This window comes from Capnocytophaga sp. oral taxon 863 str. F0517, from assembly GCF_000466425.1.
Taxonomy (GTDB): Bacteria; Bacteroidota; Bacteroidia; order Flavobacteriales; family Flavobacteriaceae; genus Capnocytophaga.
The window spans coordinates 122,491-149,488 of sequence record NZ_KE992117.1 but is presented as its reverse complement, the minus strand read 5'-3'; the positions used below and the strand labels follow the sequence as shown (position 1 = coordinate 149,488).

The following is a 26,998-nucleotide window of genomic DNA, read 5'->3' as shown; positions in this document are numbered from 1 at the left end:
AGAAAGAGTTAATTTATTAAAGTTTTTAATCGTTCTATTTTACAAAAAATATGGTTGTTTGGTTTTTCTGACTCTTCAAAATTTTTCTTCTCATCCTCATATAAGTATTCAATAATTTCTTTTATTAAAACTTCTTTTTTATTTTTTAAGGTTGCTGGTATTATTTCGTTTTCTATAAAATCTTCAGCATCCAAAACAATTTCTGTATTTCTATACATCTGACTTACTTTTTCTATAGCTTCTTCCATATTCTGAGCTTGAACGCTAATAGTTCTTGATAATAATTCTTGAACTATAATCTTAAATGTCTCCATATTTTATTTTTAGAACTGTTGTGACTAAAATGGATTTGATTATTGTAATCTTCATTTATATTTTATAATTGTCCTATTTTCAGTAGTTCAAAACTCTTAGTATGTAAGTTCGCTACAAAATCATAATCAATGAAAGAAACCCTGTTTCTTATATCTTTGAAGGAAGTATAGGCTATTTTCTGTTCAAATTCTCGTTTTCTTTCTACTGCACTAAGAATGTAGAACTTAGTGTAGAAATCTTGTAACTCATTGAATTTGAGTAGAGAATTTTGTATATCAGTAGTATGTTCTACTTCAAAGAAAGCGTGAGGGAACTTTCGCTCATTGAACCATATGACATCAATCGTCTTGGCTCTTTTGATCACGTTGGGATAGGTAAAATCTAAGATTTGATCTAATGAAGATACACTTCCTAATTTTCTATCAAGGAATAGTTTATTCTTATCCTGTGGAGGAATATAAGTGCGGTATCCCTTGATGTTTCCAATTTCAACTAATAATCCTTGGAAGTAGGAATGGGAAAAATCTTGCTCTTTCTTAGTGGATACTTCTAATTCGAATCTCTCTAAAAGCTGCTCTTTATGACTTTTTAGTGCCCATAGTCCTGCTTTTATTTTGAAAAAGAAGCGTTCATCCTGAACAATTCTCCTTATAGTGGCAAAGGGTGTTTTAGTTTTCCACCCAGAAGTATCTACATGATGATAAAGAAAACCAAGGGTTGCCCACCCTCCATTCTTTTCTATAATTTTGATGACTTCTTCATGTTGCTTCATGATTTCAAGTTGAGTTTCTGAGAGGATTTTTTGTTTACTAATTGATTTTTAAAAAGATACATAGATCAGTGTATCTTTTTACTAGGCAAGGCAAAGGTATAATTTTTTTCTTTCAGAGCAAAACAAAATAATTCACAATGACATAATATATTTTTGTACCTTTGCAAAAAAAAATGATCCCAATGAAAATACATGTTACCAATGAGACCAATCGCCTACGGGCTGTAGTTTTAGGAACTGCTCAGAGCAATGGGGCTACTCCTACTGCCCAAGAGGCTTATGATCCTAAATCCTTAGAACATATATTAGCAGGAACTTATCCCTTAGAAGAAGATATGATTCCTGAAATGGAGGCTTTCGCCGAGGTTCTTAAAAAATATGAGGTAAAAGTATATCGACCTGAACTAATAGAGAATTGCAACCAGATTTTTACCCGCGATATTGGTTTTGTCATTGAGGACAAGTTTATTAAGGCCAATATTCTTCCTGATCGAGAGGAGGAGTTCCAAGCGATAGAATATATCATTCGTCAGATTCCAGTATCTCAATATATAGTACCTCCAGCAGAGGTGCATATTGAGGGAGGGGATGTGATGCCTTGGAATGACCATATCTTTGTAGGTACTTACAATGGAGCAGATTATGCAAATTATAAGACCGCACGTACCAATAGGGAAGGGGTAGAGTTCCTTAAGGCTCTCTTTCCTAACAAAATAGTAAAGGCTTTTGATTTGGTTAAGTCCAATACTGAACCTCGTGATAACGCCCTTCACTTGGATTGTTGTTTTCAGCCAGTAGGAACAAATAAGGGGATTATCTACAAAGGGGGATTCCGTAATGAGGCGGAATATCAATACTTAGTGAATCTCTTTGGCAAGGACAACCTTTTCCACATAGAGAGAGACGAGATGTACCAAATGTTCAGCAATGTATTCTCTATCTCCTCTGAGGTGGTAGTTTCCGAACGTAGTTTTACGCGCCTGAATAATTGGCTTCGGGCACAAGGCTTTACAGTAGAAGAGATCCCCTATGCCGAGATTGCCAAGCAGGAAGGGCTTTTGCGTTGCTCTACTTTGCCTTTACTAAGAGACTAATCGTTTCTAATCCATATACTTATGGCTATAAAACATTTTTGGTACAAACTATATGCTAAGCAAGGATTGCTCTACAAGCTCTTCTTGGCAGTAGTACTTGTGGTGGCTATGAGCTTTCTTTTGCCCAAAGGAAGCAAGTTCTCCTATGAGTTTCAGGCAGGGAAACCATGGTTATATCCTGCGTTATATGCTCCTTTTGATTTTACTTTGAAAAAAACAAATGAGCAGCTTTCCAAGGAAAAGGAATATATAGAAAGTCAATCACCTACTTATTTTTTTAGGGATACAACGGTCTTGGCTTCTGTTCAAAAGAATTATTACCTGAAAGCAAGGACTTACTTCGCCTCTGAAGAGCCTGTTCTTCAAGAAAAACTTGTGCACAAAGGGGAGGATTTTCTTAAAAAAGCTTATCACTATGGAGTATTCTATGCCTCTGATGAGCTGACAGATAAGAAGGTTTTCTTAGTAGAGGGAAATGAAGTATTTACTTTTGCACCTACCAAATTTTTCTTTCTGAACCAAACCAAAGATGCAGTGCTTTCCTATTTTTCAGAAAAGCCCTTTGCGCCCTATATGGATACTTACTATGCAATTCTATCAGAGGTGATGTTGCCCGATATTTTTGTCAATGAGTATTTTACGCAACGAACTTTAGAGGAACAACTTAAGAATATAGTTCATTCTTATGGAATTGTCAAAAAGGGACAATTGATTATAGAAAAAGGACAGTTTGTCTCCGGAGAGCGACTTACGATGCTTTCTTCTTTGCAGAAGGAATACGCCCTTAATGGGGCAGAACATCTCACAACCTTGTCATTTTTGGGATATATACTCATTATTTCTATGTTAGTGAGTATGATACTGCTCTATCTGTATCATTTTAAGAAAGAATTATTTGACAACAACAATATTGTAACGCTGATCTTTACCACGATATTGCTCTTTGTCGCAGGAATATCCTGGACAGCGAGGGTGGATACGGACTACATCTATGCCTTACCTATCTGTATCTTTCCTTTGGTGATGAAGGCTTTCTTTGACCTGCGTTTGGGAATGTTTTTATACCTGATTACCTTGCTGCTTATAGGCTTTGTGGTACCCAATAGTTTTCAATTCATCTATACCAATGCTATTGTAGCAGGCGTACTTTTGTTCGATACCAAAGGGATGCACTATAGGATTAATCTATTTCTTACCATTACTTACATTGTTTTGGCTTATATTGTAACCTATCTGTGTCAGCTGATGATATCCACAGGGAGCCTTCATGGAATTCACTATCCTACCATTGGGCTCTTTATCCTTAATGGCTTTTTGACCCTATTCTTACAACCACTCACTTATATATATGAGAAGATATTCGGCTTGGTATCCAATGTATCCCTTTTGGAACTCTCTGATACCCATAATAAGCTCCTAAGGGAACTCTCTGAAAAGGCACCAGGCTCTTTCCAACACTCTCTGCAGGTCTCGAACTTGGCGGAGGCCAGTGCTCTTGCCATTGGAGCCAATGCGATGCTAGTACGTGTAGGTGCTCTCTATCATGATATAGGGAAGATGAAGAATCCGCTCTTCTTTACAGAGAACCAAAAGACTTCAGTCAATCCCCATGACGAGCTTACAGCGGTAGAAAGTGCTAAGATTATCAAGAGCCATGTGATAGATGGTATCGAGATGGCGCGTGCCAACAATATCCCTGACCATATCATTGATTTTATCCGAACACATCATGGTAATAGCCTCATTTACTATTTCTATAAGAAGCAATTAGATTCGGGAGAACCCTTCAATGAGGATGATTTTCGCTACTCAGGGCCTATTCCTTTTTCCAAGGAGACGGCTATCCTTATGATGTCCGATTCGGTAGAGGCGGCCTCCAAGAGTTTGGTCAATCCTACTACAGAGGCCATTGATGCCTTGGTGGAGGCTATTATTAAAAAACAAATAGAGGAAAAACAATATCTCAATGCTGATATTACCTTCAAAGACATTGAGAAAATCAAGAAGGTACTCAAGGAAAAGCTCTTTAATATCTATCACTTGCGGATTGCCTATCCCAAATAGTTGTTTTTGTTAAAAATATCTTTATTATAGTGCTGTATTGTCCCTTTTTGTTGTACTTTTGCAGGCTGTTTAACAGGATAGGAAATGCATCATTTTATTAATTATTTTTGTATCTTCTATGTACTGATGGTACTCTTGAGTGCTTTTTGTGTACGTAAGGCCGTGAAGTATAAGGTTTTTACTTACCTATATTATTTACTATCGGCTTTTTTCTTTTTCTATTTCCTCTACTATTGGAATGAATCTTTTTCAGGAGTATGGGATCACCATAGGCAGTTTTCTTTTGGACTTTTTCTTTCATGGCTCTTATTGGCTACGCTTATAAGTGTATTTTTCTTAGCAGAAACCTTAGTCCGCTTGCTCTGTGCGCCCTTCCGGATGAAAAAAGAAAAAGTAATTCCCTCTCGTAGGCGTTTTGTAAGTCTTATAGGGATGGGAGTGGCCGCTATTCCTTTTGCGGGGATGATTTATGGAATGCTCTGGGGTAAGTATAACTTCCGTGTCATCAAGCATACGCTTTATTTTGATGACCTTCCTGATGCTTTTGATGGCTATAGAGTTGTGCATATCTCTGACATTCATTCAGGAAGTTTTGATGATGTTGAAAAAGTACAATATGGAATAGATATGATCAATGCTCAAAAAGGTGATGTAATCTTCTTTACGGGAGATTTGGTCAACAATAGAGCGGAGGAGATGCTTCCATGGATCTCTCATTTCAAGCAATTGCATGCCAAGGATGGGGTATACTCTGTATTGGGGAATCATGATTATGGAGATTATGTGCAGTGGGATTCAGAGCAGGATAAGATTAAAAACTTAGAAGATCTCAAGGCAATACACCAGCAATTGGGCTTTTGTCTGCTCAATAATGAATCTGTATTTCTATCCCGTGGCCAGCAACGTATTGCGGTGGTAGGAGTGGAAAACTGGGGACAGGGGTTTATTAAAAAAGGAAATCTCCGAGAGGCCTTGCAAGAGGTGGATAAGAAGGATTTCAAAATTCTACTCTCACATGATCCCACACACTGGCAATATGAAGCGATGGATCATCCTAAGTTTATTCACCTGACCCTAAGTGGACATACTCATGGGATGCAGTTTGGTATAGAGATACCAGGGGTGATTAAGTGGAGTCCTGCTAGTTGGCGTTACAAATATTGGGGAGGAATATACAAAGAAAAAGGTAAATATATCAATGTGAATCGAGGCTTTGGCTACTTGGCTTTTCCAGGTCGCGTGGGGATGCCTCCTGAAATTACAGTGATCGAACTGAAAAAAAAGGATAAAAACACCCCTGCTAATCCTCAAAATTAAAGCTATCATTTTTAACTTAATTCAGGAAAAAATCTTATATTTGCAGCGCAATAGCAAGCCAATGATATTTTTTGTAAAATAAAACTATAGTAAATATGTCAGTATTTGGAGATATAATAAGTACTAGCAAGCCTGTTCTTATCGTTTTTTATGCGGGCTGGCATTATCTGACCGATGATGTGAACACTTCCATCCAGCAAGTGGCTGATACCTTAGGTGAGGCGGTACGTGTGATCAAAATAGATATAGATAAGAATAAGGAACTCACCAAGCAATTGCAGATCAATGGGATACCTACTTATATGATCTTCCATAGGGGAGAGCTTGTATGGCGTACCGAAGCCTTACAACCTACCGATAGTCTTATTAATGCACTCAAACCTTTTATAGAATCATAAAAATGGACGAATTCACACTATGGGATAGCCTAAGTCATGAGATGACGGCGATCGTTACAGACCCTATTTATCTATGGGACCTTATCGGTACCTTTGTCTTTGGAATTTCGGGAGTCTTACTCGGTTTAGAACGACGTATGGATGTCTTTGGCATGTTTATTTTAGCCTTTGTAACAGGAGTAGGAGGAGGAACACTCCGTGATATTATGATCGGTAGTATTCCGGTTTTTTGGATGAAGAACCTGATGTATATCTTCATGATAGCCCTGAGTGTAGCCTTTACCATCCTCTTCAAAAGCAAGTTTGCCGCTCATTGGAACTATTGGTTGCTCCTCTTCGATGCGATAGGGTTAGGGGTGTTCACCATTATTGGGTTGGAGAAAGCACTTCGCTTTGATTTGTCTCCTACTATTGCCATTGTACTGGGTACCATGACCGGAAGTTTCGGAGGGGTCATTCGTGATGTTTTAGCCAACAGAATGCCTGCTATTTTCCAAAAAGAAATCTATGCTACAGCCTGTGTAGCAGGAGGTACGGTTTATTTCTTGTTCAATGGTATTATGGCTAACTATCACAATTGGGTTGTTTTCATCACCATCTGTGTGGTGATTGCCGTACGTATGCTTTCAATAAAACACCATTGGGAACTTCCTAAGTTTCTTAACTAAACATAGTTTTTTCTTAAATATTAGTTTTTCAATAGGAGTTACTTACTTTTGTAGCAGCGAGTCTCTATAGGTAGGCTTGCGGAACAAAAGTAAGTACTTTCTTTTAATTTTGCTTGCTTTACAATACATGAAAAAAGATAAAAATATAATAGTACAAGGAGCAAGGGTACATAATCTCAAGGATATAGATGTACAGATTCCTCGTTATGAACTGGTCGTCGTTACGGGCTTATCGGGTAGCGGTAAGTCATCTTTGGTATTTGACACCATCTATGCAGAGGGACAGCGCCGCTATATAGAGACTTTCTCTGCCTACGCTCGTCAGTTTTTAGGCGGACTGGAACGTCCTGATGTAGATAAGATAGATGGGCTTTCTCCTGTGATTGCCATCGAACAGAAAACTACTTCCAAGTCGCCTCGCTCTACCGTGGGGACGATTACCGAGATTTATGACTTCTTGCGCTTGCTCTATGCGCGTGCTTCGGATGCTTATAGCTATCGTACAGGAGAAAAGATGGTTAGCTATACCGATAGTCAAATACAAGAATTGATCCTTCAAGAGTATCAAGGAAAGACAATTCATATCTTAGCTCCTATTATACAGTCTCGCAAAGGACATTATCGTGAGCTTTTTGAGCAAATTGCCAAGCAGGGATTCCTAAAAGTCCGAGTGGATGGCCAAATCCGAGAAATAGAGTATGGAATGAAGCTCGATCGCTACAAAACCCATGATATAGAAGTGGTGATTGATCGCTTAGAAATCAAGCATAACGATACGACCCAGCATCGCCTTTCCGAAAGTATACAAACGGCCATGCGCCATGGCAATGGGATCCTGATGATTTTGGCCGATAAGAGCACAACACCCCGTTATTTCAGCCGTAACCTTATGTGTCCGACCACAGGGATTTCCTATCCTCTGCCTGAACCTAATACTTTCTCTTTCAACTCTCCCAAGGGGATGTGTCCGCACTGTAATGGATTGGGTACAGTACAGGAGGTTACGCTGAGCAAACTCATTCCCGATATGTCGCTCTCTATCAAACAAGGAGCGATCACCGCAATAGGAGCTGAGAAGAAGACTTGGATATTCCAGCAATTGGAAACCATACTAAGGAAGTTTGGTCACAAACTCTCCGATCCAGTAGAGAAGCTCCCCAAGGAGGCTATAGATATGATTCTCTTTGGAGGAAAAGAGAAATTCTCAGAAAAATCCGAAGTGATGGGGATAACTCGTGATTTCTCTATTGATTTTGAAGGAATTGTCAATTTTATAGAACAACAATACCAAGATACAGAGAGTAGCGCCTCCACGCAGCGTTGGGCGAAGGATTTTATGGAAGAAAAGCCTTGTCCGGAGTGCGAGGGAACTCGCTTGCGCAAAGAAGCCTTGTACTTCCGTATTGCAGATAAGAATATAGCCGAGCTTTCTGCCATGGATATAGCCGAGCTGATGCAGTGGTTTGATACCTTGCCTGAAAAATTATCCGACCGCCAGCAAAAAATAGCTTATGAGATTCTTAAAGAAATCAGTGAACGGCTGCGTTTTCTCTTAGATGTGGGATTGGATTATCTTTCCTTAGGAAGAAGCTCTAAGACACTTTCAGGGGGAGAGGCACAACGGATCCGATTGGCAACTCAAATAGGCTCAAAGCTCACCAACGTACTCTACACCTTGGACGAACCTAGTATTGGATTACATCAGCGGGATAATGAGCGATTGATCAATTCACTTAAATCGCTTCGTGATATAGGCAATTCGGTAGTAGTAGTAGAACATGATGCCGATATGATGCTACATGCCGATTATGTGATTGATATAGGCCCCAAGGCTGGTAAGGGGGGGGGAGAGGTGATCTTTTCCGGTACTCCCAAGCAGATGCTCAAGGCACATACCCTGACGGCCTCTTATCTCAATGGAGAACGCGCTATAGAGGTGCCTCTGAAACGACGTGAGGGTAATGGACATTTTTTAGAACTGATAGGTTGTACGGGGAATAATCTCAAAAATGTATCGGTCAAATTCCCTTTAGGAATGATGATAGGGATAACAGGTGTATCAGGTTCTGGCAAATCTACCTTAATTAACGAGACACTTTACCCTATCCTCAATACTCATTTCTATCATGCACTGAAAAAACCGATGCCTTATAAGCAGATTCTTGGTTTGGAACATATCGATAAGGTAATTGACATAGATCAATCTCCCATTGGGCGTATTCCGCGCTCCAATCCTGCTACTTATACAGGTGTTTTTGCTGAAATACGAGACCTCTTTACCCATACTCCGGAGGCGATGATTCGGGGCTATAAGCCGGGACGTTTTAGCTTTAATGTCAAAGGTGGCCGCTGTGAGACCTGCGAAGGAGGAGGAATGAAGGTGATCGAAATGAATTTCCTCCCCGATGTTATGGTTGAGTGTGAGACCTGCCATGGCAAGCGCTTTAACCGAGAAACTCTTGAGATTCGCTACAAAGGAAAATCCATAGCCGATGTACTGGCTATGACTATAGACGAGGCAGTGGCTTTCTTTGAACCTATACCTAAAATCTATCGAAAGCTCAAGACCATACAGGAAGTAGGCTTGGGTTATATCACCTTAGGGCAACCCTCTACGACCCTTTCAGGGGGGGAGGCACAGCGTATCAAGCTGGCTACCGAACTTTCCAAGCGTGATACGGGTAATACTTTCTATATCTTGGATGAACCTACTACGGGACTTCACTTCGAAGATATAAAGATCCTTATGGAGGTGCTTAACAAACTCACTGAAAAAGGCAATACCGTACTTATTATAGAACATAACCTTGATGTGATTAAGATGATGGACTACCTCATAGATATAGGCCCTGAGGGAGGCAAAGGAGGAGGGCAAGTAGTTGCCATGGGGACTCCAGAGGAAGTAGCTAAGAGTAAGAAGAGCTACACAGCCAAGTTTTTGAAAGAGGTTTTAAAGACAATGAAATGAAAATAGGATTTGATGCCAAGCGGGCTTTTCATAACTTTCGCGGTTTGGGTAACTACAGCCGCGACCTGATTCGTATCTTGCAAGAGAGAACAGAAGCGGAATTAGTACTTTTTAACCCAAAAAAAAGGAAATTCTTAGGGGTAAAGCTCACCCCAAGGACTATCGAGCTCAATCCTAAAGGCTTTTTTTGGAGAAAACTAAAAAGTCTTTGGAGGCTCTTCCATATCACAGCACTTGCCAGAGAGCAGCAATTAGATATTTATCATGGTCTTTCTGGGGAGATTTCGGTGGGTATATACAAATATGTTCCTACAGTAGTAACCATACATGACCTTATTTTCCTGCGTTTTCCCCAGTGGTACAGTACTTTTGATAGAAAAATACATACTCTCAAGTTTCGCTATGCTGCTCAAAAGGCGCAGCACATTATTGCCATCAGCGAACAAACCAAGCGGGATATAGTAGATTATTTCCATATAGATCCTAATAAAATATCGGTAGTATATCAGGGATGTCATGCCGCTTTTAAGCAAATTTATACGGAGGAAGAAAAAGCCAAAGTAAGAGAAAAATATGCTCTACCCGACCGATTTGTTCTCAATGTAGGGGCTATAGAGCAGCGAAAGAACGCTTTGGAGATTGTAAAAGCCCTCAAGGGGACAGACTTGCCGCTGATTATGGTAGGAAAAAAAACAGCCTATTATGAGAAGATAGAGGCTTATTGCAAAGAAAATGATATGCAATCACAGGTAAGGGTACTCTCTGGGGTATCCATGCAGGAGCTCGCTATGATATACCAAATGGCTACTATTTTTTGCTATCCCTCTGTTTTTGAAGGTTTTGGTATTCCTATTATAGAAGCCCTCTTTTCTAAAACTCCTGTCATTACCTCCAAAGGAAGTTGCTTTGAAGAAGCGGGAGGGAGTGGTAGTGTCTATATAAACTCTACTGAAAATACGGCTCAGGAGATTAGAAGTATGATAGAGCAACTTCTTGCCGCTCCCGAACGTATGCAACAGATGAGGGAGGAAGGCTACAGCTATGTACAAAAATTCACAGACGAAAACGTCTGTGAAAATCTGTTGAAGGTATATCAAAAGGTGATTTCTTAAATGAGTTAAGAGAGGTTGTTACCAAACTTTTCTTTGACTTCTCCCAAGAGTTCCTTGATACTCTGTTCTTTTTCTTTAGGATAGATCATCAGAACTGAAGCGGTATCTACGATGATATAGTGTTCGATCCCATCTACAATTACCACTTTATTGGTATCAGTACGAATGATGTTGTCAGAGGCGTTTTTAAAGAGAGTAAGTGCATTGACTACCGCATTGTTATTAGAATCCTTAGCCAATTTCTCATGTAAGGAGCCCCAAGTACCTAAGTCATTCCAGTCAAAACCTACAGGATATACGTAGATATTATCAGAAGGTTCCATAATGGCATAGTCTACCGATGTATTTTCTGCTTTTCCATAGTTATCTTTAATAAATAGCCATTCTTCAGAAGTATTATAAGCCACTTCTCCTTCCTTGAAGAGGGCAAACATCTGAGGTTGGTATCTCTCAAAGGCCTTTAATACACTCTCTGTACGCCAAATAAAAATTCCGGCATTCCATAGATAGTTTCCTTCCGAAAGAAACTGTTTGGCTCTTTCATAGTCTGGTTTTTCAGTGAATTGCAGTACCTTTTTGCTGGGCTTGTTATCGGCCTTGTCATACTGTATATAGCCATAACCAGTATTGGGAAAGGTAGGTTTGATACCCAAGGTCATCAGAATATCCTGAGTCTCACATAGCGCGAAGCAGTTTTTTACATTATCTTGAAATTCGTCTTCTTGTTCTATCCAGTGGTCAGAAGGCGCTACAATAAAAACAGCATTGGGATTGCGCTTTTGGATCTTCATGGTAGCATAGAGAATACATGGAGCCGTATTGCGCATGGAAGGTTCCAATACCAAATTCTCATCAGAGATGCCAGATAGCTGTGTTTTTACTAAGTTTTTATAAATCTCATTGGTAGAGATAAGAATATTTTCCTTAGGGATAAAGCTTGCTAAGCGCCCGTAGGTACGTTGCAAGAGGGTCTGTCCTGTTCCCAACATATCATGAAATTGTTTAGGAAAAGCCCAAGTACTTACCGGCCAAAAGCGAGAGCCAATACCCCCTGCCATGATAATGGCATAATGGTTCTTATTCATACACTTTATTTGTAATAATGACGCGCAAAAATACAATATATTAATCAATTAAGCAAAGAAAAAGAACTATTTTTCTACCTTTAGATACCAGCCAAGTTGTTCTATCTTTTCAGCAGAGAAACCTATCGCTTGCAATTCATTTAATGATTGGATATTTCCCTGCTCTGACCGAAAGATAAGGAGGGTTTCTACCTCTTTGTAACTTAGATAAGGAACCTTGGATAGTTCTTTTTTAGAGGCAAGATTCACATCTATCTTGGTGATATGTGCGGGGCTTAGTAAGTCAAAGTGCTTCCATACTTCTGTAACCACTTCATCAGAAAGACCATATATCTCGCTTAGTTGTTTTTTATGAGAGAAACCTCCTAAGCGCTCGCGATATTTTAGAATACGCTCTGAGAGTTTTTCTCCTATACCTCGTATAGGGAGTAAGTCCTCTGTGGTGACAGTATTGAGGTCTTTCTTGATAATCTTTGCCGAGGATTTATTATCATAAGCCTCCAAAGAACCTGCTTTTTTCTTGCTTACCCAATCAGGGAATTTGAAAAAGGGGGCTATAGTGCTCAAGAGCGAATCAGAGACCCCTGTTATCTCTTGAAATTCCTTAGCTGAATTGACATACTTTCCCGTCTCTCTAAAGGACTGTAGGCGAGAGAGTTCTTCGGCGGAAATCCCCAAAACATAAGCCTTGTAGTCGGAGATAAAATTGGGATTAAAAGAGCTTATCGTATATTGTTTGGCCTTCTCTTGTGCCTTTAGGCTATCAATTCGTTGTTGAAAAACTATGAGTTGCTCTTTAGAGAAAGTCTGTTTCGCAGAGGGGATATCTATCACTATATAAGCTATTTGTAGTAATATACAGGCACAGACAAGCCCAAAAACACCTCGTTTCTGTTGCTTAGTCCAATAGGAGATACCTGTAGTATATCTTTTCATCTGATAAGAGAAGCGGTTAAGAGCTAACAAATGTACGATTTTTGGAGTATAAAAACAAGAAAAATATTTGGCAGTCATTGTGATTCTTCCTATATTTGCACCTACTAAATAACAAAGGTTTATTCATGAATAGAGTGCCTACTTACTTAAGTGATAATGTCCGAGATGTAAAAGAGGGTGATTATCTTTCGGTAGATATACAATCAAAAAAGGGAAAAACCCTCTTTGAAGTATATTATTATGGAGGATTATTGGGAATAAAGGATCGAAAGTATCCTTTTATTGTAGATAATTATGAGGATGAGATGCCAATTCCTTGTAAAATAGTAGCCAAAGATATAGAAACATGTGAAGAAATATTGCTTTTTGATGGTTATCAACATGGTTATAATGCTATGTTCTGTGATGAGTTTGACCTAGAAGAAGTAGAAAAACGCATCTTGGTGAAATATAATATTGCTCCTTGTCAGATTCATATAGATTTTGGTTATTCTATTGATTATGAGGAAGAAAAGGAAGATTATGAAATAGATGAAGATGATATGGTAACTCTGTTCAATGGGGAAAGTCTTTCTTGGGAGGAGGTAAAAAGAAATGGATTTGACTATATTTCTATCATCTGTGAAACAAAAGAAGGCGAAAAAGTAGAAATTGCTGCTTTAGAATTGGCCTAAACAATTAATAATTAATTATTGATAATGAATTATATAGAGTACGATTTTACAGTATCACCTCTTGAGATGGGATCAGAAATTTTGATAGCTGAACTTGCCGAAGTTGGCTTTGATAGTTTCGAGGATACCCCCACAGGAATAAAAGCATATATTCCTAAAGATAGTTGGAATGAACAAATTTTACAGGATATTTATCTGCTAAGCAATCCGGAATTTACCATTTCCTACCAAATAAAGGAGATAGAACAGGTCAATTGGAATGAGGAGTGGGAAAAGAACTTTTCACCTATTGTAGTGGAGGATCTTTGTACAGTACGCGCTAGCTTCCATCCTGTGCCTAATACACGTTATGATATTGTCATTACTCCCAAAATGAGCTTTGGTACGGGGCATCACGAGACTACCTATATGATGCTTCAGCAACTACTGTCTCTCTCTCTTGAGGGGGCTAAGGTTTTGGATATGGGCTGTGGTACGGGTATTTTGGCTATCATGGCAGCTTTGCGCGGTGCTCGTGATATCACTGCTATCGATATAGATCCTTGGTGTGTAGAGAATGCTACAGAGAATGTCCAACAGAATAATTGCTCCTTTATCATTATAAAAGAAGGAGATGTTTTTCTAATTGCAGGAGAACAGTATAACCTTATCTTAGCCAATATCAACCGAAATATCTTACTTTCTGATATACCTGCTTATGCTCAGGCTTTACTTCCTGAGGGATTGCTCTTGGTTAGTGGATTTTATATAGAAGACTTACCAGCTATCCAAGAGTGTGCAGAAGCAGTAGGCTTACATTATATAAGCCATATAGAGCGAAATCGCTGGGTATCAGCCAAATTCCAATGTCTATCATGATGACTACAGATGAGCGATACATGCAGCGTTGCCTATCCTTAGCTCGTAAGGCTATAGGTTATACTTATCCTAATCCATTGGTAGGCAGTGTGATTATTCATGAAGGAAAAATCATAGGGGAGGGTTGGCATGCCAAGGCAGGAGAACCCCATGCCGAGGTCAATGCCATTGCCTCGGTTAAGGATAAAGACCTGCTTAAGGAAAGTACTCTTTATGTAAATTTGGAGCCCTGTGCGCACTTTGGGAAAACGCCCCCTTGTGCAGACCTGATTATTGAAAAAGAAATCCCTAAGATCGTCATTGGCTGTGTAGATATCAATTCCAAAGTAGCAGGTAAGGGGATCGAACACCTACGGCAAGCTGGTCGAGAGGTTATAGTAGGAGTTTTGGAGGCCGAATGTCAGGCGCTGAATGCTCGTTTTTTTACCTTCCATGCCCAGCAGAGACCTTATATTATCCTCAAGTGGGCACAAACTCGTGATGGATTTATAGCACCCTTACAGCAAGAACAGCAGAAACCTGTATGGATCTCCAACGCTTTCTCCCAACAACTTACACATTTATGGCGCGCTCAGGAAGGGGCTATTTTGGTAGGCAAACATACTGTGCAGAAGGATAATCCTTCCCTAACGACACGCCATTGGGTAGGAGATAATCCATTGCGCTTGGTTATAGACAATGATCATGTGCTACCTAAGACCTTAGCGGTCTTTCAGGGTGATCCTGCCGTTGTTCTTACCATATCTCCTAATTGTTCTATGCCTAAGCAGGTATGTAATTATCTCTATGAGCGACAGATACAGAGCCTTATTGTAGAGGGAGGCGCCCAAGTACTCCAACAGTTTATAGATGAAGGCTTGTGGGACGAAGCACGTATATTTGTAGGGGATACTCGATTCTCTGAAGGACTTAGCGCACCCCAGTTGCAAAGCGATTTGCAGGCTATCCAACCGATAGCAACAGATCTGTTGTTGATATATAGAAATCTTTAGCTAATAAAGTTCCATATCCCTTTATTTCTTCTAAGCATATTCAGTGTATGAGCTATATTCTGATGCTTAGGATCAGTCAGTTCGGGGTCGATACGGATAAGATCAATAGCATAATCACGAGCTATTTTTAGGATCTGTCCATCTTTAACAAGGTCAGCTATCTTCAGGGCAAGTACCCCGCTTTGTTGCTTACCCATCAGGTCTCCAGGGCCTCGTAGTTTTAGGTCTACCTCTGCGATTTGGAAACCATCACAGGTGGAGACCATCGTTTCCATGCGGGTACGGGAGTCACTGCTAAGTTTGATATCAGTCATCAGGATACAGTAGCTTTGCTCGGCACCACGGCCTACACGGCCACGTAGTTGGTGTAGTTGAGAAAGACCAAAACGCTCTGCACTCTCTATGAGCATAACGGATGCATTAGGTACATTGACCCCCACTTCTATTACAGTAGTAGCTACCATGATTTGAGCCTTTCCCTCTACAAAAAGTTGCATCTGAGCTTCCTTCTCTTCTGCTTTCATCTGACCATGTACCATAGCGATGGTGTATTTAGGGGGAGGAAAAGTAGTATAAAGTAGGTTGTACCCCTCGGTAAGGTTTTTGAAGGCTAAGGCTTCGGACTCTTCTATCAGTGGATAGACGACATAGACCTGCCTTCCCTTGGCGATTTCATCATGAAGGAACTGATAGACTTTTGCTCTATGGGGTTCATATTGATGAAGGGTTTTGATAGGTTTTCTTCCTGGGGGAAGTTCGTCAATTACAGAAACATCTAAGTCTCCATAAAGGCTCATGGCCAAGGTACGAGGAATAGGAGTGGCTGACATAATCAGAACATGAGGGGGCAAGTCATTCTTATGCCAGAGTTTCGAGCGTTGCTCTACTCCGAAACGATGCTGTTCGTCTATGATGGAAAGCCCTAAGTTGTGGAATTTTACTTTGTCTTCCAGCAAAGCATGAGTACCTATAACAATCTGTAATTGACCACTTTCTAAGCCCTCATGTATCTCTCTTCGCTCCTTGGTCTTGGTACTCCCTGTAAGTAAGGCAATACGTACATCCATAGGAGAGAGTAGGGAGGCTATGCTTTGGTAGTGTTGCTGTGCTAAAATCTCGGTAGGAGCCATAAGGCAGGCCTGGAACTCATTGTCGAGAGCAAGTAACATCGTAAAGAGGGCAACAATAGTCTTTCCTGCCCCTACGTCTCCCTGTAGGAGGCGATTCATTTGAGCTCCTGTGGCTACATCACTACGAATTTCTTTGATAACTCGCTTTTGGGCGTTAGTCAAGGGAAAGGGAAGATATTTGTGATAAAAAGTATTGAAATAATCACCGACCTTAGGAAATTGGTATCCTTTAAGTTTTTTATTCAGATGATTTTTCTGTACAAGCTGTAATTGTATATAGAAAAGTTCTTCTAATTTTAGTCTGAATTGTGCCTTGGCTAAGAGTTCTTGAGACTGAGGGAAATGGATTTGGAAGAGTGCCTCCCCCTTGGTGAGGAGTCGCAAAGGTGCCATCATTTCATTGGGTAAGGTTTCCTCAAAGTGCTTACCAACCTCAACAAATAAAGTCTCTACAAACTTGCGCATTACTCGTTGGCTGATCCCCTTCTTAGAGAGTTTTTCAGTGGAGGGGTATACCGCTTGTATATTTCCTTGTAGGGAATGTTGATGTTCCTCAAGGGTTTCCATATCGGGATGAGCCATGGAAAAAGCTCCTGCAAAAAGGGCACACTTGCCGAAGATGACATAAGGCACATTGATCAGCAGGTGGTCTCTTAGCCACTGGGTAGGGCGGAACCAAACCAGCTCCATACTTCCCGTATCATCCACAAAGGTAGCGACAAGTCGCTGTTGTGCTTTGTTTTTTCCTTCGACGGTTCTTAGATTGATAATACGTCCGATGACTTGTACCTCTGCTGTGGTACCCTGAAGTTCACGTATTTTATAGTATTGTGTTCTATCGATATAGCGTATAGGAAACAGGTGTAGCAAATCCTGAAAATTAGCTACTTGAAGCTCATTCTTGAGTAGGGTAGCCCGCTGGGGGCCTACTCCCTTTAGGTATTCAATAGGAGTTTCCAAAATGCTCATATCACTAAGAGTTTATGAGATCTACCGTAACGATTCCATCTGTATCTATTTTCTTGAGTACTACAGGCTGTAAGGTGTTAATAAGATCAGGGTCGAAGGAGGTTTTTACTTTTACATAATTCTCTGTAAATCCGTGCATAAATCCGTCCTTGTTATCACTCTCGAAGAGTACCTCTCGGGTGGTACCAAGTTGTTTTTCATAGAAGTGATGGCGCTTCTTTGCCGAAAGCCCTCGGAGCATACGGCTACGCTTGGCACGTACTTCACTGGGTACCACGCCATCCATTTCCACCGCTTCGGTATTGGCGCGCTCAGAGTAGGTAAATACGTGTAGGTAGGAGATGTCCAGCTCGTTAAGGAAGTGGTAAGTCTCCAAAAAATGTTCGTCTGTCTCCCCTGGGAATCCTACTATCACATCGACCCCTATGCAGGCATCGGGCATCAGCTCACGGATTTTGGCTACGCGATTCTGGTAGAGTTCCCTTAGGTAGCGGCGCTTCATCTTCTTGAGGATATCATTGCTACCGCTCTGCAAAGGAATATGGAAGTGGGGAACAAAAGTACGACTTTGTGCTACAAAAGCAATGGTCTCGTCCTTGAGTAAGTTTGGCTCAATGGAAGAGATGCGCAAGCGCTCTATCCCCTCCACTGTATCTAAGGCTTGGATCAGTTCCAAGAAAGTATGTTCGTGCTTTTTGTTACCAAACTCTCCCTTGCCATAATCTCCTATATTGACTCCGGTGAGGACAATTTCTTTGATGTTATTCTCGGATATCTTCTTGGCATTCCTTAGGATATTTTCAATGGTATCACTGCGGGAGATACCCCGAGCCATCGGAATGGTACAGTAGGTACATTTATAATCACAACCGTCCTGAATCTTCAGAAAAGCACGAGTACGGTCGCCTATGGAGTAGCTTCCTACATAGAAATCAGCTTCATTGATATCACAGGAGTGAATCTGCCCCTTGTTGAGCTTGGTGAGGTCATCTATATACTGAGTAATGTTGAATTTCTCTTTGGCACCCAATACCAAATCCACCCCATCGACTGCGATGAGGTCTTCAGGCTTGAGCTGGGCATAACAGCCTATAGCCGCGATAAAAGCATTTTCGTTGTGCTTGAGCGCTTTACGTACAATTTGCTTGAACTGCTTGTCCGCATTTTCGGTAACAGAGCAGGTGTTAATCACATAAATATCAGCAGGTTCCTCGAAATCTACCTTGTCATAGCCCTCGTTCTCAAAACTACGGGCAATGGTGGCCGTCTCTGCAAAATTCAGTTTGCAACCCAAGGTATAAAAGGCAACACGTTTTTTCATAAGGGTAAAAGAAATTTGGGGCAAAGATACAAAAAAATAATGACAAATGATTTGTGACAAGTCAATAGTGAAAAGTGAATAATGAAAAGAGATAAAAAATATAGGAAAGACCCTTTTCTGTATAAAAAGGAGTATCTTTGTGCACTGAAAGAAGACTTATTATGGAACAGAAACCTACTTTTTTAGATACTATAACTGGGGATTTCCTACTAATAAAAGAAGTGGTGATTACCCAAGATACCACCTACTCAGGTCTTCGAGAGCAGTTTCCTACTCATAAGATATGGGAGGTCGGAACAGGCTACTATTGGATCTATTTTGATCAATGTTTCTTTGAGGGGAGACTTTTTAGTGTAGCGTTGTGTTTTAAGGGAGAACATTTATTTTCTATAGAGTTCTCTATGGATGAGCGACAAACCTCTTGGGAGGATTGGAGTGAGACGTATGAGCTACAAACAGAGAAGTATTACAAGCAATGGCTTACTTCGCAGATAGGTGAGGTGCCTTCTTTTGATTGGGGAAAGGTAGGGGTGCATTACGACCGCAAAGGAGGAAGTACCTTTATGTGGGTTACTTATAAAAGGTAAAAAGAATAATAGATTTTACCTTTTACTTTTTACCTAAATTTTGTACCTTTGTAGGCTAAAAATAGTACTCATGGATATAGCCCAGTATGTATTGGATTTTGTCAATCAGACTCATCGTTCTATTTTCCTAACGGGGAAAGCAGGGACAGGGAAAACAACCCTATTGCACCAGATTATCGCCTCTACCTATAAAAATGTCATGGTTGCTGCTCCTACAGGAATTGCAGCGCTCAATGCCAAAGGGGTGACACTGCACTCCCTCTTTCAGTTGCCAATAGCTACTTTTGTACCTGCTACAGCTGTGGATATATCCCTTGCAGAGAACATGAATGTGGTGACCCCTAAAACCCTTATGCAGCGGCAAAAGATGAATGCTTATAAGCGGAGAACGCTTAAGAAATTGGAACTGTTGATTATAGACGAGGTCAGTATGCTCCGTGCCGATACCTTGGACATGATTAACACTGTATTAAAGTCGGTTCGTGGGTCTTCGGCGCCTTTTGGGGGGGTACAGGTACTTTTTATAGGAGACTTATTACAGCTTCCTCCAGTGGTCAAGCCTCAAGAATGGGAACTCTTGCAACGTTACTATAAGGGCATCTTCTTCTTTCATTCTAAGGTAATAGAGGAAAATCCTCCCTTGTATTTGGAACTGGAAAAGGTATATAGGCAGTCCGATACAAATTTTGTAAAAATACTCAATCACTTGCGCAACAATGAGATAAGTAAGGAAGATATGCAGGCGCTACAGCCCTATATTCGCCCTTCTTTTCGTCCTCAGCACAACGATGGCTATATCACCCTTACCACTCATAACTATAAGGCTGATCAAATAAATGCAGCCGCTTTTGCCTCCATAAAAGGAAAGGAATTCCACTATCAAGCCCAGGTGAAGGGAGATTTTCCAGAGTATCTTTATCCTTTGGATGTACAACTCTCACTGAAGGTAGGTGCTCAGGTGATGTTTGTCAAGAATGATTTGGAAGTTCCTAAGCGCTATTACAATGGGAAGATAGGAGAGGTGGTTTATCTCTCGGAGGAAGAGATACGAGTAAAATTAGCCGATGAGGATACAGTCATAGAAGTAAGTACCTATGAATGGGAAAATGTTCGCTATAAGAGCAAGTCCGAATCGGAGGAGATAGAGCAGGAGGTACTGGGTACTTTCATCCAATATCCATTACGATTGGCATGGGCTATTACAGTACATAAGAGCCAAGGACTTACCTTTGATAAGGCAGTAATAGACTTGGAAGATGTCTTTACCTCTGGACAGGCTTATGTGGCGCTCTCTCGCCTACGCAGCCTTGATGGGCTGGTGTTGCTTTCTCCTTTTCAGGATAAGGAACTACATACCTCCTCGGATATCATTAACTATGCAACTCAAAAGGCAGCGCCCGAATCCTTGGAAGGAATCCTTTCGGAGGATAAAAAAGAGTTTTTAGAGAAGGAGCTTTTGCGTGCTTTTTCTTGGTTTGAGGTGGCTACACAGTGGAAGATACATGCCAATTCCTATAAAGCAGAGACAGGGAAGAGCCTTAAGAGTCAGTTCCATACTTGGGCAGTGGAGCAGAGTAAGGCTTGTGATGCTATTATTGTACATTCGGAAAAGTTTCTAAAGCAGCTTAGGAGTATTTTGGCTACGCCTAATTATGATTTGTCTTTCCTTATGGAGCGGTTTGAGAAGGCTTATGAGTATTTCTTCCCTCTATGGGAACGTATCGCCTTTGATACTTTCTATACTCATTTCCAAATTAACAATAAGAAACAAGTAAAAGCCTTTTCCGAAGAGCTTACCGCCTTGGAGGATATGGTTATAGAACTGATTGTACGCCTACTCAAGGATAGGATTATTTTTACTTCCTTATTGGAAAAACAATCCAATGATTGGAAAAAAACGGATTTTGATAGGGCTAATTCTTACAGAGAGCGCCTCTTGGAAAGAGTATTACAGCAATGGAGAGACAATACACTTAGTGGTAAGCTTATGGAAGACCCTGTTGAAATAGCACAACCTAAAGAAAAGAAAAAACGAATATCAACCTACGAACAGACATTGCTGCTATGGCAGCAACATAAATCCATACCACAAATTGCAGCTGAGAGGAAAATACATGAGCGGACAATCTATGATCACATGGCTCAGCTTGTGGGGGAAGGGAAAATAGAGGTTACAGAACTACTCTCAACCGATGAGATAAGTACCTTAGAGGCTGCTTTTTCCCAATCCTCGGAGGATACACTTACAGCTATAAGAGAGATTGTAGGCGAGGAATATCCTTGGGAGACCCTCAAAATATTCAAGGCTTATTATACTAAAAATAAAGCGTGAAGGATGATTTCTTCACGCTTTGCGTTTTATTTTTTGTTCTTTAATCTTCTACAGGGATATTCTTTATATTGCTAACCAAGAAGGTGAGTTTTTCTTCATGATCCATATAATCCACCGAGATGGTATCCCCTTTTCTTACTTCCGAGAGGACAATCTTCTCTGCTATCTCATCTTCTATATAGCGCTGAATAGTTCGCTTGAGCGGACGAGCTCCATACTGTTTGTCATAGCCTTTTTCTGCAATAAATTCTTTGGCTTTTTCAGTAAGGCGTAAGGAGTAGCCTAATCCCTTCATGCGTTCCAATAATTTTTCAAGTTCGACCTCTACAATACCTTTGATATTTTCTTTGTCAAGGGCATTGAACATCACAATATCATCAATACGATTGAGGAACTCAGGGGCAAAAACCTTCTTGAGGGCACCTTCCACGATTGAGCGCTCATGCTCATCGGCCTGAGAGATTTTGGCAGCGGTGGAGAAGCCCACCCCTTGTCCGAACTCTTTCACTTGGCGTGCACCGATATTAGAGGTCATAATGATAATTGTATTGCGGAAATCTACCTTTCGATTGAGACTATCGGTCAAGAATCCATCATCGAGTACCTGCAAAAGCATATTGAAGATATCAGGATGCGCCTTCTCAATTTCATCCAATAGGACGACCGAATAGGGCTTACGTCTTACACGTTCGGTAAGTTGTCCTCCTTCTTCGTGGCCTACATATCCCGGAGGGGCGCCAATGAGGCGTGATACGGTGAATTTCTCCATATATTCGCTCATATCCAAGCGGATAAGCGAATCTTCCGAGTCGAATAGCTCACGAGCTAATATCTTAGCCAATTGGGTCTTACCCACCCCTGTTTGTCCAATAAAGATGAATGAACCGATAGGACGGTTAGGATCTTTTAGTCCAGTGCGGTTGCGCTTGATAGCCTTGACAATTTTTTGTACAGCTTCTTGCTGACCTATGACCTTGCTCATGATGGTCTTTTCCAAGGAAGATAGCTTGCTCATTTCGGACTGTTCCATACGAGTGATAGGAACCCCACTCATCATGGAGACTACCTTGGCAATATCATCAAAGCCTACTTCATTGCGATTTTTTAAAGATTCTTTTTCCCAAAGGAGTTTTTCAGCCTCTAATTGTTCTTTGAGCTTGCGTTCTATATCACGATAGTTAGCGGCCTCTTCATAGCGCATACCTCTTACGGCATCATTCTTGAGAGTTTGTGTTTTCTCGATCTCTTCTTCTAAGTTTTCAACCTGTTTGGAGACCTTTATTTGGGAGATGAATACGCGAGCCCCCGCCTCATCCATCGCATCTAAGGCTTTGTCCGGAAGGAAGCGGTCGGTGATATACCTTGTGGTAAGTTTCACACAAGCTTCAATGGCTTCAGGGGTATACTTCACATGGTGGTGATCTTCGTATTTCCCTTTTACATTGTTAAGGATTTCAATCGTTTCCTCATAGGAAGTCGGTTCTATGATGACCTTTTGGAAACGGCGCTCTAAGGCTCCATCCTTCTCTATAGAATCGCGATACTCATTCATGGTAGTGGCTCCTATACATTGGATTTCTCCACGAGCCAAGGCAGGCTTGAACATATTAGAAGCATCAAGGCTTCCGGAGGCACTTCCAGCACCTACCAAGGTGTGTATTTCGTCGATGAAAAGGATAACATCCTTATTCTGTTCCAGCTCGTTCATGATCGCCTTCATGCGTTCTTCGAACTGTCCTCGGTACTTAGTACCGGCCACCAATGATCCCAAATCAAGCGTTACTACGCGCTTGTTGAACAAGGCACGTGATACCTTTCGCTCAATGATACGCATAGCAAGCCCTTCGGCTACAGCACTTTTTCCAACACCAGGTTCTCCTATCAGTAGGGGATTATTCTTCTTTCGGCGACTGAGAATTTGAGAGACACGTTCTATTTCCTTGAAGCGGCCTACCACAGGATCTAACTTACCCTGACGAGCCATAAGCGTTAAATCCTTCCCAAAGTTGTCCAAAACAGGGGTGTTTGTTTTTTGGTTACTATTATTTTTGGGAGGGGTAGAAGGTGACAAAATGTCAGATTTTTCATCTTCATCATCATCTTCATAAGCAAAGGAATTGGAGAAAGTAGTTTTCTCATCTTGCTTTTTCTCGTTATTAATTATCTCAAACTGCTGTCTTACATTTTCATAATTGATCTTCTCCTGATTGAGGAGCTTGGTAGTGGGATCATTATGATTCCTAAGAATACATAAGAGTAGGTGTGCAGTGTTGATCTGTTCATTCCTGAAAGTTTTCTGTTCCAGAACAGTAGCTTTCATAGCACTCTCTGCCTGTAGGGTAAGGGGGATACTCTTCTCCAACTGTGTGGCAGAAGTCTCTGAATATGAATTGATAGAATTGGCAAGTGATTCTGTCTTTCTTTGTAAGGTAGGTACATTGATTTGCAAGGCTGTAAGTACCTCAAAAGCAGTTCCATCCGTTTCCTTAAGGATACCCAATAGCAAATGCTCTGTCCCTACTACAGTATGCTTCATCCGGATAGCTTCGAGCTTTCCGGTATTGACTACATTTTTTACTCTTGGTGAAAAGTTATCGTTCATAAATAGGGTTGTCCTTTTATGGGGCTAAATTATGATTTTTACTTCATACGGCAAAAATAATGCCATAGTTTTTTTGTCAGTTTTCTTCACTTTAACAGGATGGTCTATCTCTGTTAAAGGAATTAGTAATTCCTGATTATTGTAAGTTCTGTAGGCTTTTCTCTAAGGTTTCTATCTTAGCCAAGGCATCGGCTTCTTTTTTCCTTTCATTCTCTATTACGGGGGCCGGAGCGGAGCTGACAAATCTTTCATTAGAAAGTTTAGCTCTTACCGACTTGAGAAAGCCTTGTATATGAGCAAGCTCTTTTTCTAACTTCTTTCTTTCTTCTTCTACATTGATCTTATCCAAGATAGGAATAAAATATTCATTAGATTTCACTCGGAAGGAAACGGCGCCTTCTACCGCCGTATCAGTATAGGAAATAGACGGTATATTCCCTAATTTTTGGATAAGGCTATCCCAATGAGTAGGTAGCTGCTCGTTATTAATCACCGATAGGCTGATTTCATCCTTGAAAGCAATATTTTTCTCCTTGCGGACAGTACGTACTCCGGAGATAATGTCTTGAACCAATTCAAATTCTGCTAAAACCCCTTCGTCAAAAGGCTTTTGCTCAGGATAAGAGGCAATGATGAGCGCTTCCTGTGGGGTTCTTGGAGTGATTTGTTGCCAAATCTCTTCGGTTACGAAAGGCATAAAAGGATGTAATAGTTTTAGGTTATCCTCAAATAGGGTGATGACTTCCGTAAAGGTTTGGTTATCAATAGGGGCACCATAGGCAGGCTTGATGATTTCTAAGAGCCATGAACAGAAATCATCCCATACCAGTTTGTAGATTTTCATCAGTGCATCTGAGATACGGTACTTGCTGAAATCATCTTCAGTTTCACTCAATACTTTTTGAAAGCGAGCACGGAACCAAGCGATGGCTCTTTGGGCATATTCAGGCTGTGGTGTATCAGCCGTTTGCCAGCCATTGATAAGTCGGAAAGCATTCCAAATCTTATTGGCAAAGCCACTACCTTGCTGACATAAGGCTTCGTCGAAGAGAAGGTCATTCCCAGCTGAGGAGGATAGAAGTAGCCCTACACGTACCCCATCAGCACCAAAGTCCTTGATTAGCTGTAAGGCATCAGGGGAGTTCCCCAAGGACTTGGACATTTTCCTTCGGAGCTTATCCCTTACTAATCCAGTAAGATAGACATTAGCGAAAGGCTTCTCTCCTACAAATTCATACCCAGCAATAATCATTCTGGCCACCCAGAAGAAGAGTATATCCGGGCCTGTCACTAAGTCCTGGGTAGGGTAGTAGTACTTGAACTCTTCATTCTCTGGCTCCAATATCCCATTGAATACACTCATAGGCCAAAGCCAGGAGGAGAACCAAGTGTCCAAAGCATCTTCATCTTGGCGCAAATCCTCCAAGGTAAGGGCTCGATTATGTGCTTTTTCTTTGGCTAATATCAGAGCTTTTTCTTTGGTTTCAGCCACGACAAAGTCTTCTTTTCCCTCTCCATAATAGTAGGCAGGAATCTGTTGCCCCCACCAGAGTTGGCGAGAGATATTCCAGTCACGTACATTCTCTAACCAATGGCGATAGGTGTTGTCAAAGCGCTTAGGGTACAGTTTGATTTCTTCAGTTTCTAAGACTGCTTTGAGGGCAGGTTTTACCAGTTCTTCCATCTTGAGGAACCATTGGTCTAAGGGGCGTTGTTCCACTATAGCACCTGTGCGTTCGGAAGTACCTATATGATTGGTATAGTCATCTGTTTTGGCAAGTAATCCTTTTGCTTCTAATTCTTTGACAATTTCTTTACGTACAGTGAAACGGTCTTTACCCTCGTAATGCTTACCATGTTCGTTAAGTTTTCCTTCATCGGTGAAGGTATCCAAGATAGGCAGTTGGTACTTCAGGCCTATTTCATAGTCATTGATGTCATGGGCAGGGGTGATTTTCAAGGCTCCTGTACCAAATTCCATATCCACATACTCATCTTGGATAATAGGAACGGCACGTCCTACCACAGGTACAATTACTTTCTTTCCCTTTAGGTGCTGGTAGCGTTCATCGTTCGGATTGACACACACAGCCACATCTCCAAAGATTGTTTCAGGACGGGTCGTAGCCACGGTAAGGTACTCTTCAGTGTCTTCTACCTTGTATATAAGGTAATAGAGTTTTCCATTTTGTTCTTTGTAGATAACCTCCTCATCCGAAAGGGTTGTCTTGGCCTGAGGATCCCAATTGACCATGCGGTAGCCGCGATAGATATAACCTTTATTATATAAGTCTACAAATACTTTGATGACAGATTGGTATAGGTCGTCATCCATGGTGAATTTGGTACGATTCCAATCACAAGAACAGCCCAATTTCTTGAGTTGTTCTAAGATAACCCCTCCATACTGATGTGTCCATTCCCAAGCATGCACCAAGAACTCTTCTCGTGAGAGGTCTTTTTTCTGGATGCCCTGTTCCTTGAGTTTGGCCACTACCTTGGCTTCTGTGGCGATAGAGGCATGATCGGTACCAGGTACCCAGCAAGCATTGAACCCCTTGAGGCGTGCTCGGCGAATGAGTACATCCTGTATGGTATTGTTCAGCATATGCCCCATATGTAGCACACCGGTAACATTTGGTGGAGGGATAACAATGGTATAAGGTGTTCGTTTATCGGGAGTTGAGCTAAAAAATCCGTGCTCCATCCAATAGCTATACCACTTGGTTTCGAAGTTTTCAGGTGAATATTTTGTCGTAATTTCCATCTTTGGCATGATATTTGTTAGTGTATAAGTGTCATAC

At 41.0% G+C, this 26,998-nt stretch carries 20 protein-coding genes; 12 read left to right on the top strand and 8 right to left on the bottom strand.

Annotated features, from left to right (window positions below; genetic code table 11):
* Window positions 1-8: 8 nt before the first annotated feature.
* Both HMPREF1551_RS04995 and HMPREF1551_RS04990 read right to left on the bottom strand, forming a co-directional pair.
* Window positions 9-314: a DpnD/PcfM family protein gene (locus HMPREF1551_RS04995; RefSeq protein ID WP_021627965.1), complete on the bottom strand. Its 306-nt coding sequence runs from the start codon at window positions 312-314 to the stop codon at window positions 9-11.
* 62 nt (window positions 315-376) lie between these two features.
* Window positions 377-1,087, bottom strand: a complete 711-nt coding sequence (locus HMPREF1551_RS04990; RefSeq protein ID WP_021627964.1) for a hypothetical protein — start codon at window positions 1,085-1,087, stop codon at window positions 377-379.
* Window positions 1,088-1,269: 182 nt separating this feature from the next.
* Here HMPREF1551_RS04990 and HMPREF1551_RS04985 point away from each other — a divergent pair, with 182 nt between their 5' ends.
* From HMPREF1551_RS04985 to HMPREF1551_RS04955, 7 genes are all read left to right on the top strand, one after another.
* Window positions 1,270-2,181, top strand: a complete 912-nt coding sequence (locus HMPREF1551_RS04985; RefSeq protein ID WP_034544321.1) for a dimethylarginine dimethylaminohydrolase family protein — start codon at window positions 1,270-1,272, stop codon at window positions 2,179-2,181.
* A 21-nt stretch (window positions 2,182-2,202) separates the two neighbouring features.
* Window positions 2,203-4,245, top strand: a complete 2,043-nt coding sequence (locus HMPREF1551_RS04980; protein WP_021627962.1) for an HD family phosphohydrolase — start codon at window positions 2,203-2,205, stop codon at window positions 4,243-4,245.
* 84 nt (window positions 4,246-4,329) lie between these two features.
* A complete protein-coding gene (locus HMPREF1551_RS04975; protein WP_034544320.1) occupies window positions 4,330-5,562 on the top strand; it encodes a metallophosphoesterase in 1,233 nt (410 codons plus the stop codon).
* 95 nt (window positions 5,563-5,657) lie between these two features.
* Entirely contained in the window at window positions 5,658-5,960 is a 303-nt protein-coding gene (locus HMPREF1551_RS04970) for a thioredoxin family protein (protein WP_021627960.1), read from the top strand.
* Between the two features lie 2 nt (window positions 5,961-5,962).
* A complete protein-coding gene (locus tag HMPREF1551_RS04965) occupies window positions 5,963-6,628 on the top strand; it encodes a trimeric intracellular cation channel family protein (RefSeq protein WP_021627959.1) in 666 nt (221 codons plus the stop codon).
* 127 nt (window positions 6,629-6,755) lie between these two features.
* On the top strand, window positions 6,756-9,596 hold the full coding sequence (gene uvrA / locus HMPREF1551_RS04960) for an excinuclease ABC subunit UvrA (RefSeq protein ID WP_021627958.1): 2,841 nt from the start codon (window positions 6,756-6,758) through the stop codon (window positions 9,594-9,596).
* Entirely contained in the window at window positions 9,593-10,708 is a 1,116-nt protein-coding gene (locus HMPREF1551_RS04955) for a glycosyltransferase family 4 protein (RefSeq protein ID WP_021627957.1), read from the top strand. Before uvrA ends, HMPREF1551_RS04955 begins: the two co-directional genes overlap by 4 nt.
* A gap of 5 nt (window positions 10,709-10,713) precedes the next feature.
* On the opposite strand, the gene HMPREF1551_RS04950 is transcribed toward HMPREF1551_RS04955, so the two are convergent.
* Window positions 10,714-11,793, bottom strand: a complete 1,080-nt coding sequence (locus HMPREF1551_RS04950; protein WP_021627956.1) for a mannose-1-phosphate guanylyltransferase — start codon at window positions 11,791-11,793, stop codon at window positions 10,714-10,716.
* 66 nt (window positions 11,794-11,859) lie between these two features.
* On the bottom strand, window positions 11,860-12,759 hold the full coding sequence (locus tag HMPREF1551_RS04945) for a ComEA family DNA-binding protein (RefSeq protein WP_231374957.1): 900 nt from the start codon (window positions 12,757-12,759) through the stop codon (window positions 11,860-11,862).
* 95 nt (window positions 12,760-12,854) lie between these two features.
* Here HMPREF1551_RS04945 and HMPREF1551_RS04940 point away from each other — a divergent pair, with 95 nt between their 5' ends.
* The 3 genes from HMPREF1551_RS04940 to ribD are packed head-to-tail and all read left to right on the top strand — an operon-like array spanning window position 12,855 to window position 15,253.
* Window positions 12,855-13,403 carry a hypothetical protein gene (locus HMPREF1551_RS04940; RefSeq protein WP_021627954.1) on the top strand — a complete coding sequence of 183 codons (549 nt, stop codon included), beginning with the start codon at window positions 12,855-12,857 and terminating at the stop codon, window positions 13,401-13,403.
* 24 nt (window positions 13,404-13,427) lie between these two features.
* On the top strand, window positions 13,428-14,261 hold the full coding sequence (prmA, locus tag HMPREF1551_RS04935; protein WP_021627953.1) for a 50S ribosomal protein L11 methyltransferase: 834 nt from the start codon (window positions 13,428-13,430) through the stop codon (window positions 14,259-14,261).
* Window positions 14,258-15,253: a bifunctional diaminohydroxyphosphoribosylaminopyrimidine deaminase/5-amino-6-(5-phosphoribosylamino)uracil reductase RibD gene (gene ribD, locus HMPREF1551_RS04930; protein ID WP_021627952.1), complete on the top strand. Its 996-nt coding sequence runs from the start codon at window positions 14,258-14,260 to the stop codon at window positions 15,251-15,253. Before prmA ends, ribD begins: the two co-directional genes overlap by 4 nt.
* Here ribD and recG read toward each other — a convergent pair.
* Together recG and mtaB are read right to left on the bottom strand one after the other, a co-directional pair.
* On the bottom strand, window positions 15,250-17,352 hold the full coding sequence (gene recG / locus HMPREF1551_RS04925; RefSeq protein ID WP_021627951.1) for an ATP-dependent DNA helicase RecG: 2,103 nt from the start codon (window positions 17,350-17,352) through the stop codon (window positions 15,250-15,252). The two genes, ribD and recG, sit on opposite strands and share 4 nt — an antisense overlap.
* A 4-nt stretch (window positions 17,353-17,356) precedes the next feature.
* A complete protein-coding gene (mtaB, locus tag HMPREF1551_RS04920) occupies window positions 17,357-18,673 on the bottom strand; it encodes a tRNA (N(6)-L-threonylcarbamoyladenosine(37)-C(2))-methylthiotransferase MtaB (protein ID WP_021627950.1) in 1,317 nt (438 codons plus the stop codon).
* A 161-nt stretch (window positions 18,674-18,834) separates the two neighbouring features.
* On the opposite strand from mtaB, the gene HMPREF1551_RS04915 reads away from it, so the two are divergent.
* Together HMPREF1551_RS04915 and HMPREF1551_RS04910 are read left to right on the top strand one after the other, a co-directional pair.
* Window positions 18,835-19,260, top strand: a complete 426-nt coding sequence (locus tag HMPREF1551_RS04915; RefSeq protein WP_021627949.1) for a hypothetical protein — start codon at window positions 18,835-18,837, stop codon at window positions 19,258-19,260.
* A gap of 70 nt (window positions 19,261-19,330) precedes the next feature.
* A complete protein-coding gene (locus HMPREF1551_RS04910; protein ID WP_021627948.1) occupies window positions 19,331-21,592 on the top strand; it encodes a helix-turn-helix domain-containing protein in 2,262 nt (753 codons plus the stop codon).
* 40 nt (window positions 21,593-21,632) lie between these two features.
* On the opposite strand, the gene HMPREF1551_RS04905 is transcribed toward HMPREF1551_RS04910, so the two are convergent.
* A complete protein-coding gene (locus HMPREF1551_RS04905; protein ID WP_021627947.1) occupies window positions 21,633-24,194 on the bottom strand; it encodes an ATP-dependent Clp protease ATP-binding subunit in 2,562 nt (853 codons plus the stop codon).
* Window positions 24,195-24,330: 136 nt separating this feature from the next.
* Entirely contained in the window at window positions 24,331-26,961 is a 2,631-nt protein-coding gene (locus HMPREF1551_RS04900; RefSeq protein WP_034544316.1) for a valine--tRNA ligase, read from the bottom strand.
* Window positions 26,962-26,998 lie beyond the last annotated feature (37 nt).

Excerpts from the sequence above, each read along its gene's own strand:
- HMPREF1551_RS04995 (WP_021627965.1), bottom strand. The coding sequence starts at position 314 with ATGGAGACATTTAAGATTATAGTTCAAGAATTATTATCAAGAACTATT.
- HMPREF1551_RS04990 (WP_021627964.1), bottom strand. The coding sequence starts at position 1,087 with ATGAAGCAACATGAAGAAGTCATCAAAATTATAGAAAAGAATGGAGGG.
- HMPREF1551_RS04985 (WP_034544321.1), top strand. The coding sequence starts at position 1,270 with ATGAAAATACATGTTACCAATGAGACCAATCGCCTACGGGCTGTAGTT.
- HMPREF1551_RS04980 (WP_021627962.1), top strand. The coding sequence starts at position 2,203 with ATGGCTATAAAACATTTTTGGTACAAACTATATGCTAAGCAAGGATTG.
- HMPREF1551_RS04975 (WP_034544320.1), top strand. The coding sequence starts at position 4,330 with ATGCATCATTTTATTAATTATTTTTGTATCTTCTATGTACTGATGGTA.
- HMPREF1551_RS04970 (WP_021627960.1), top strand. The coding sequence starts at position 5,658 with ATGTCAGTATTTGGAGATATAATAAGTACTAGCAAGCCTGTTCTTATC.
- HMPREF1551_RS04965 (WP_021627959.1), top strand. The coding sequence starts at position 5,963 with ATGGACGAATTCACACTATGGGATAGCCTAAGTCATGAGATGACGGCG.
- uvrA (WP_021627958.1), top strand. The coding sequence starts at position 6,756 with ATGAAAAAAGATAAAAATATAATAGTACAAGGAGCAAGGGTACATAAT.
- HMPREF1551_RS04955 (WP_021627957.1), top strand. The coding sequence starts at position 9,593 with ATGAAAATAGGATTTGATGCCAAGCGGGCTTTTCATAACTTTCGCGGT.
- HMPREF1551_RS04950 (WP_021627956.1), bottom strand. The coding sequence starts at position 11,793 with ATGAATAAGAACCATTATGCCATTATCATGGCAGGGGGTATTGGCTCT.
- HMPREF1551_RS04940 (WP_021627954.1), top strand. The coding sequence starts at position 12,855 with ATGAATAGAGTGCCTACTTACTTAAGTGATAATGTCCGAGATGTAAAA.
- prmA (WP_021627953.1), top strand. The coding sequence starts at position 13,428 with ATGAATTATATAGAGTACGATTTTACAGTATCACCTCTTGAGATGGGA.
- ribD (WP_021627952.1), top strand. The coding sequence starts at position 14,258 with ATGATGACTACAGATGAGCGATACATGCAGCGTTGCCTATCCTTAGCT.
- recG (WP_021627951.1), bottom strand. The coding sequence starts at position 17,352 with ATGAGCATTTTGGAAACTCCTATTGAATACCTAAAGGGAGTAGGCCCC.
- mtaB (WP_021627950.1), bottom strand. The coding sequence starts at position 18,673 with ATGAAAAAACGTGTTGCCTTTTATACCTTGGGTTGCAAACTGAATTTT.
- HMPREF1551_RS04915 (WP_021627949.1), top strand. The coding sequence starts at position 18,835 with ATGGAACAGAAACCTACTTTTTTAGATACTATAACTGGGGATTTCCTA.
- HMPREF1551_RS04910 (WP_021627948.1), top strand. The coding sequence starts at position 19,331 with ATGGATATAGCCCAGTATGTATTGGATTTTGTCAATCAGACTCATCGT.
- HMPREF1551_RS04905 (WP_021627947.1), bottom strand. The coding sequence starts at position 24,194 with ATGAACGATAACTTTTCACCAAGAGTAAAAAATGTAGTCAATACCGGA.
- HMPREF1551_RS04900 (WP_034544316.1), bottom strand. The coding sequence starts at position 26,961 with ATGGAAATTACGACAAAATATTCACCTGAAAACTTCGAAACCAAGTGG.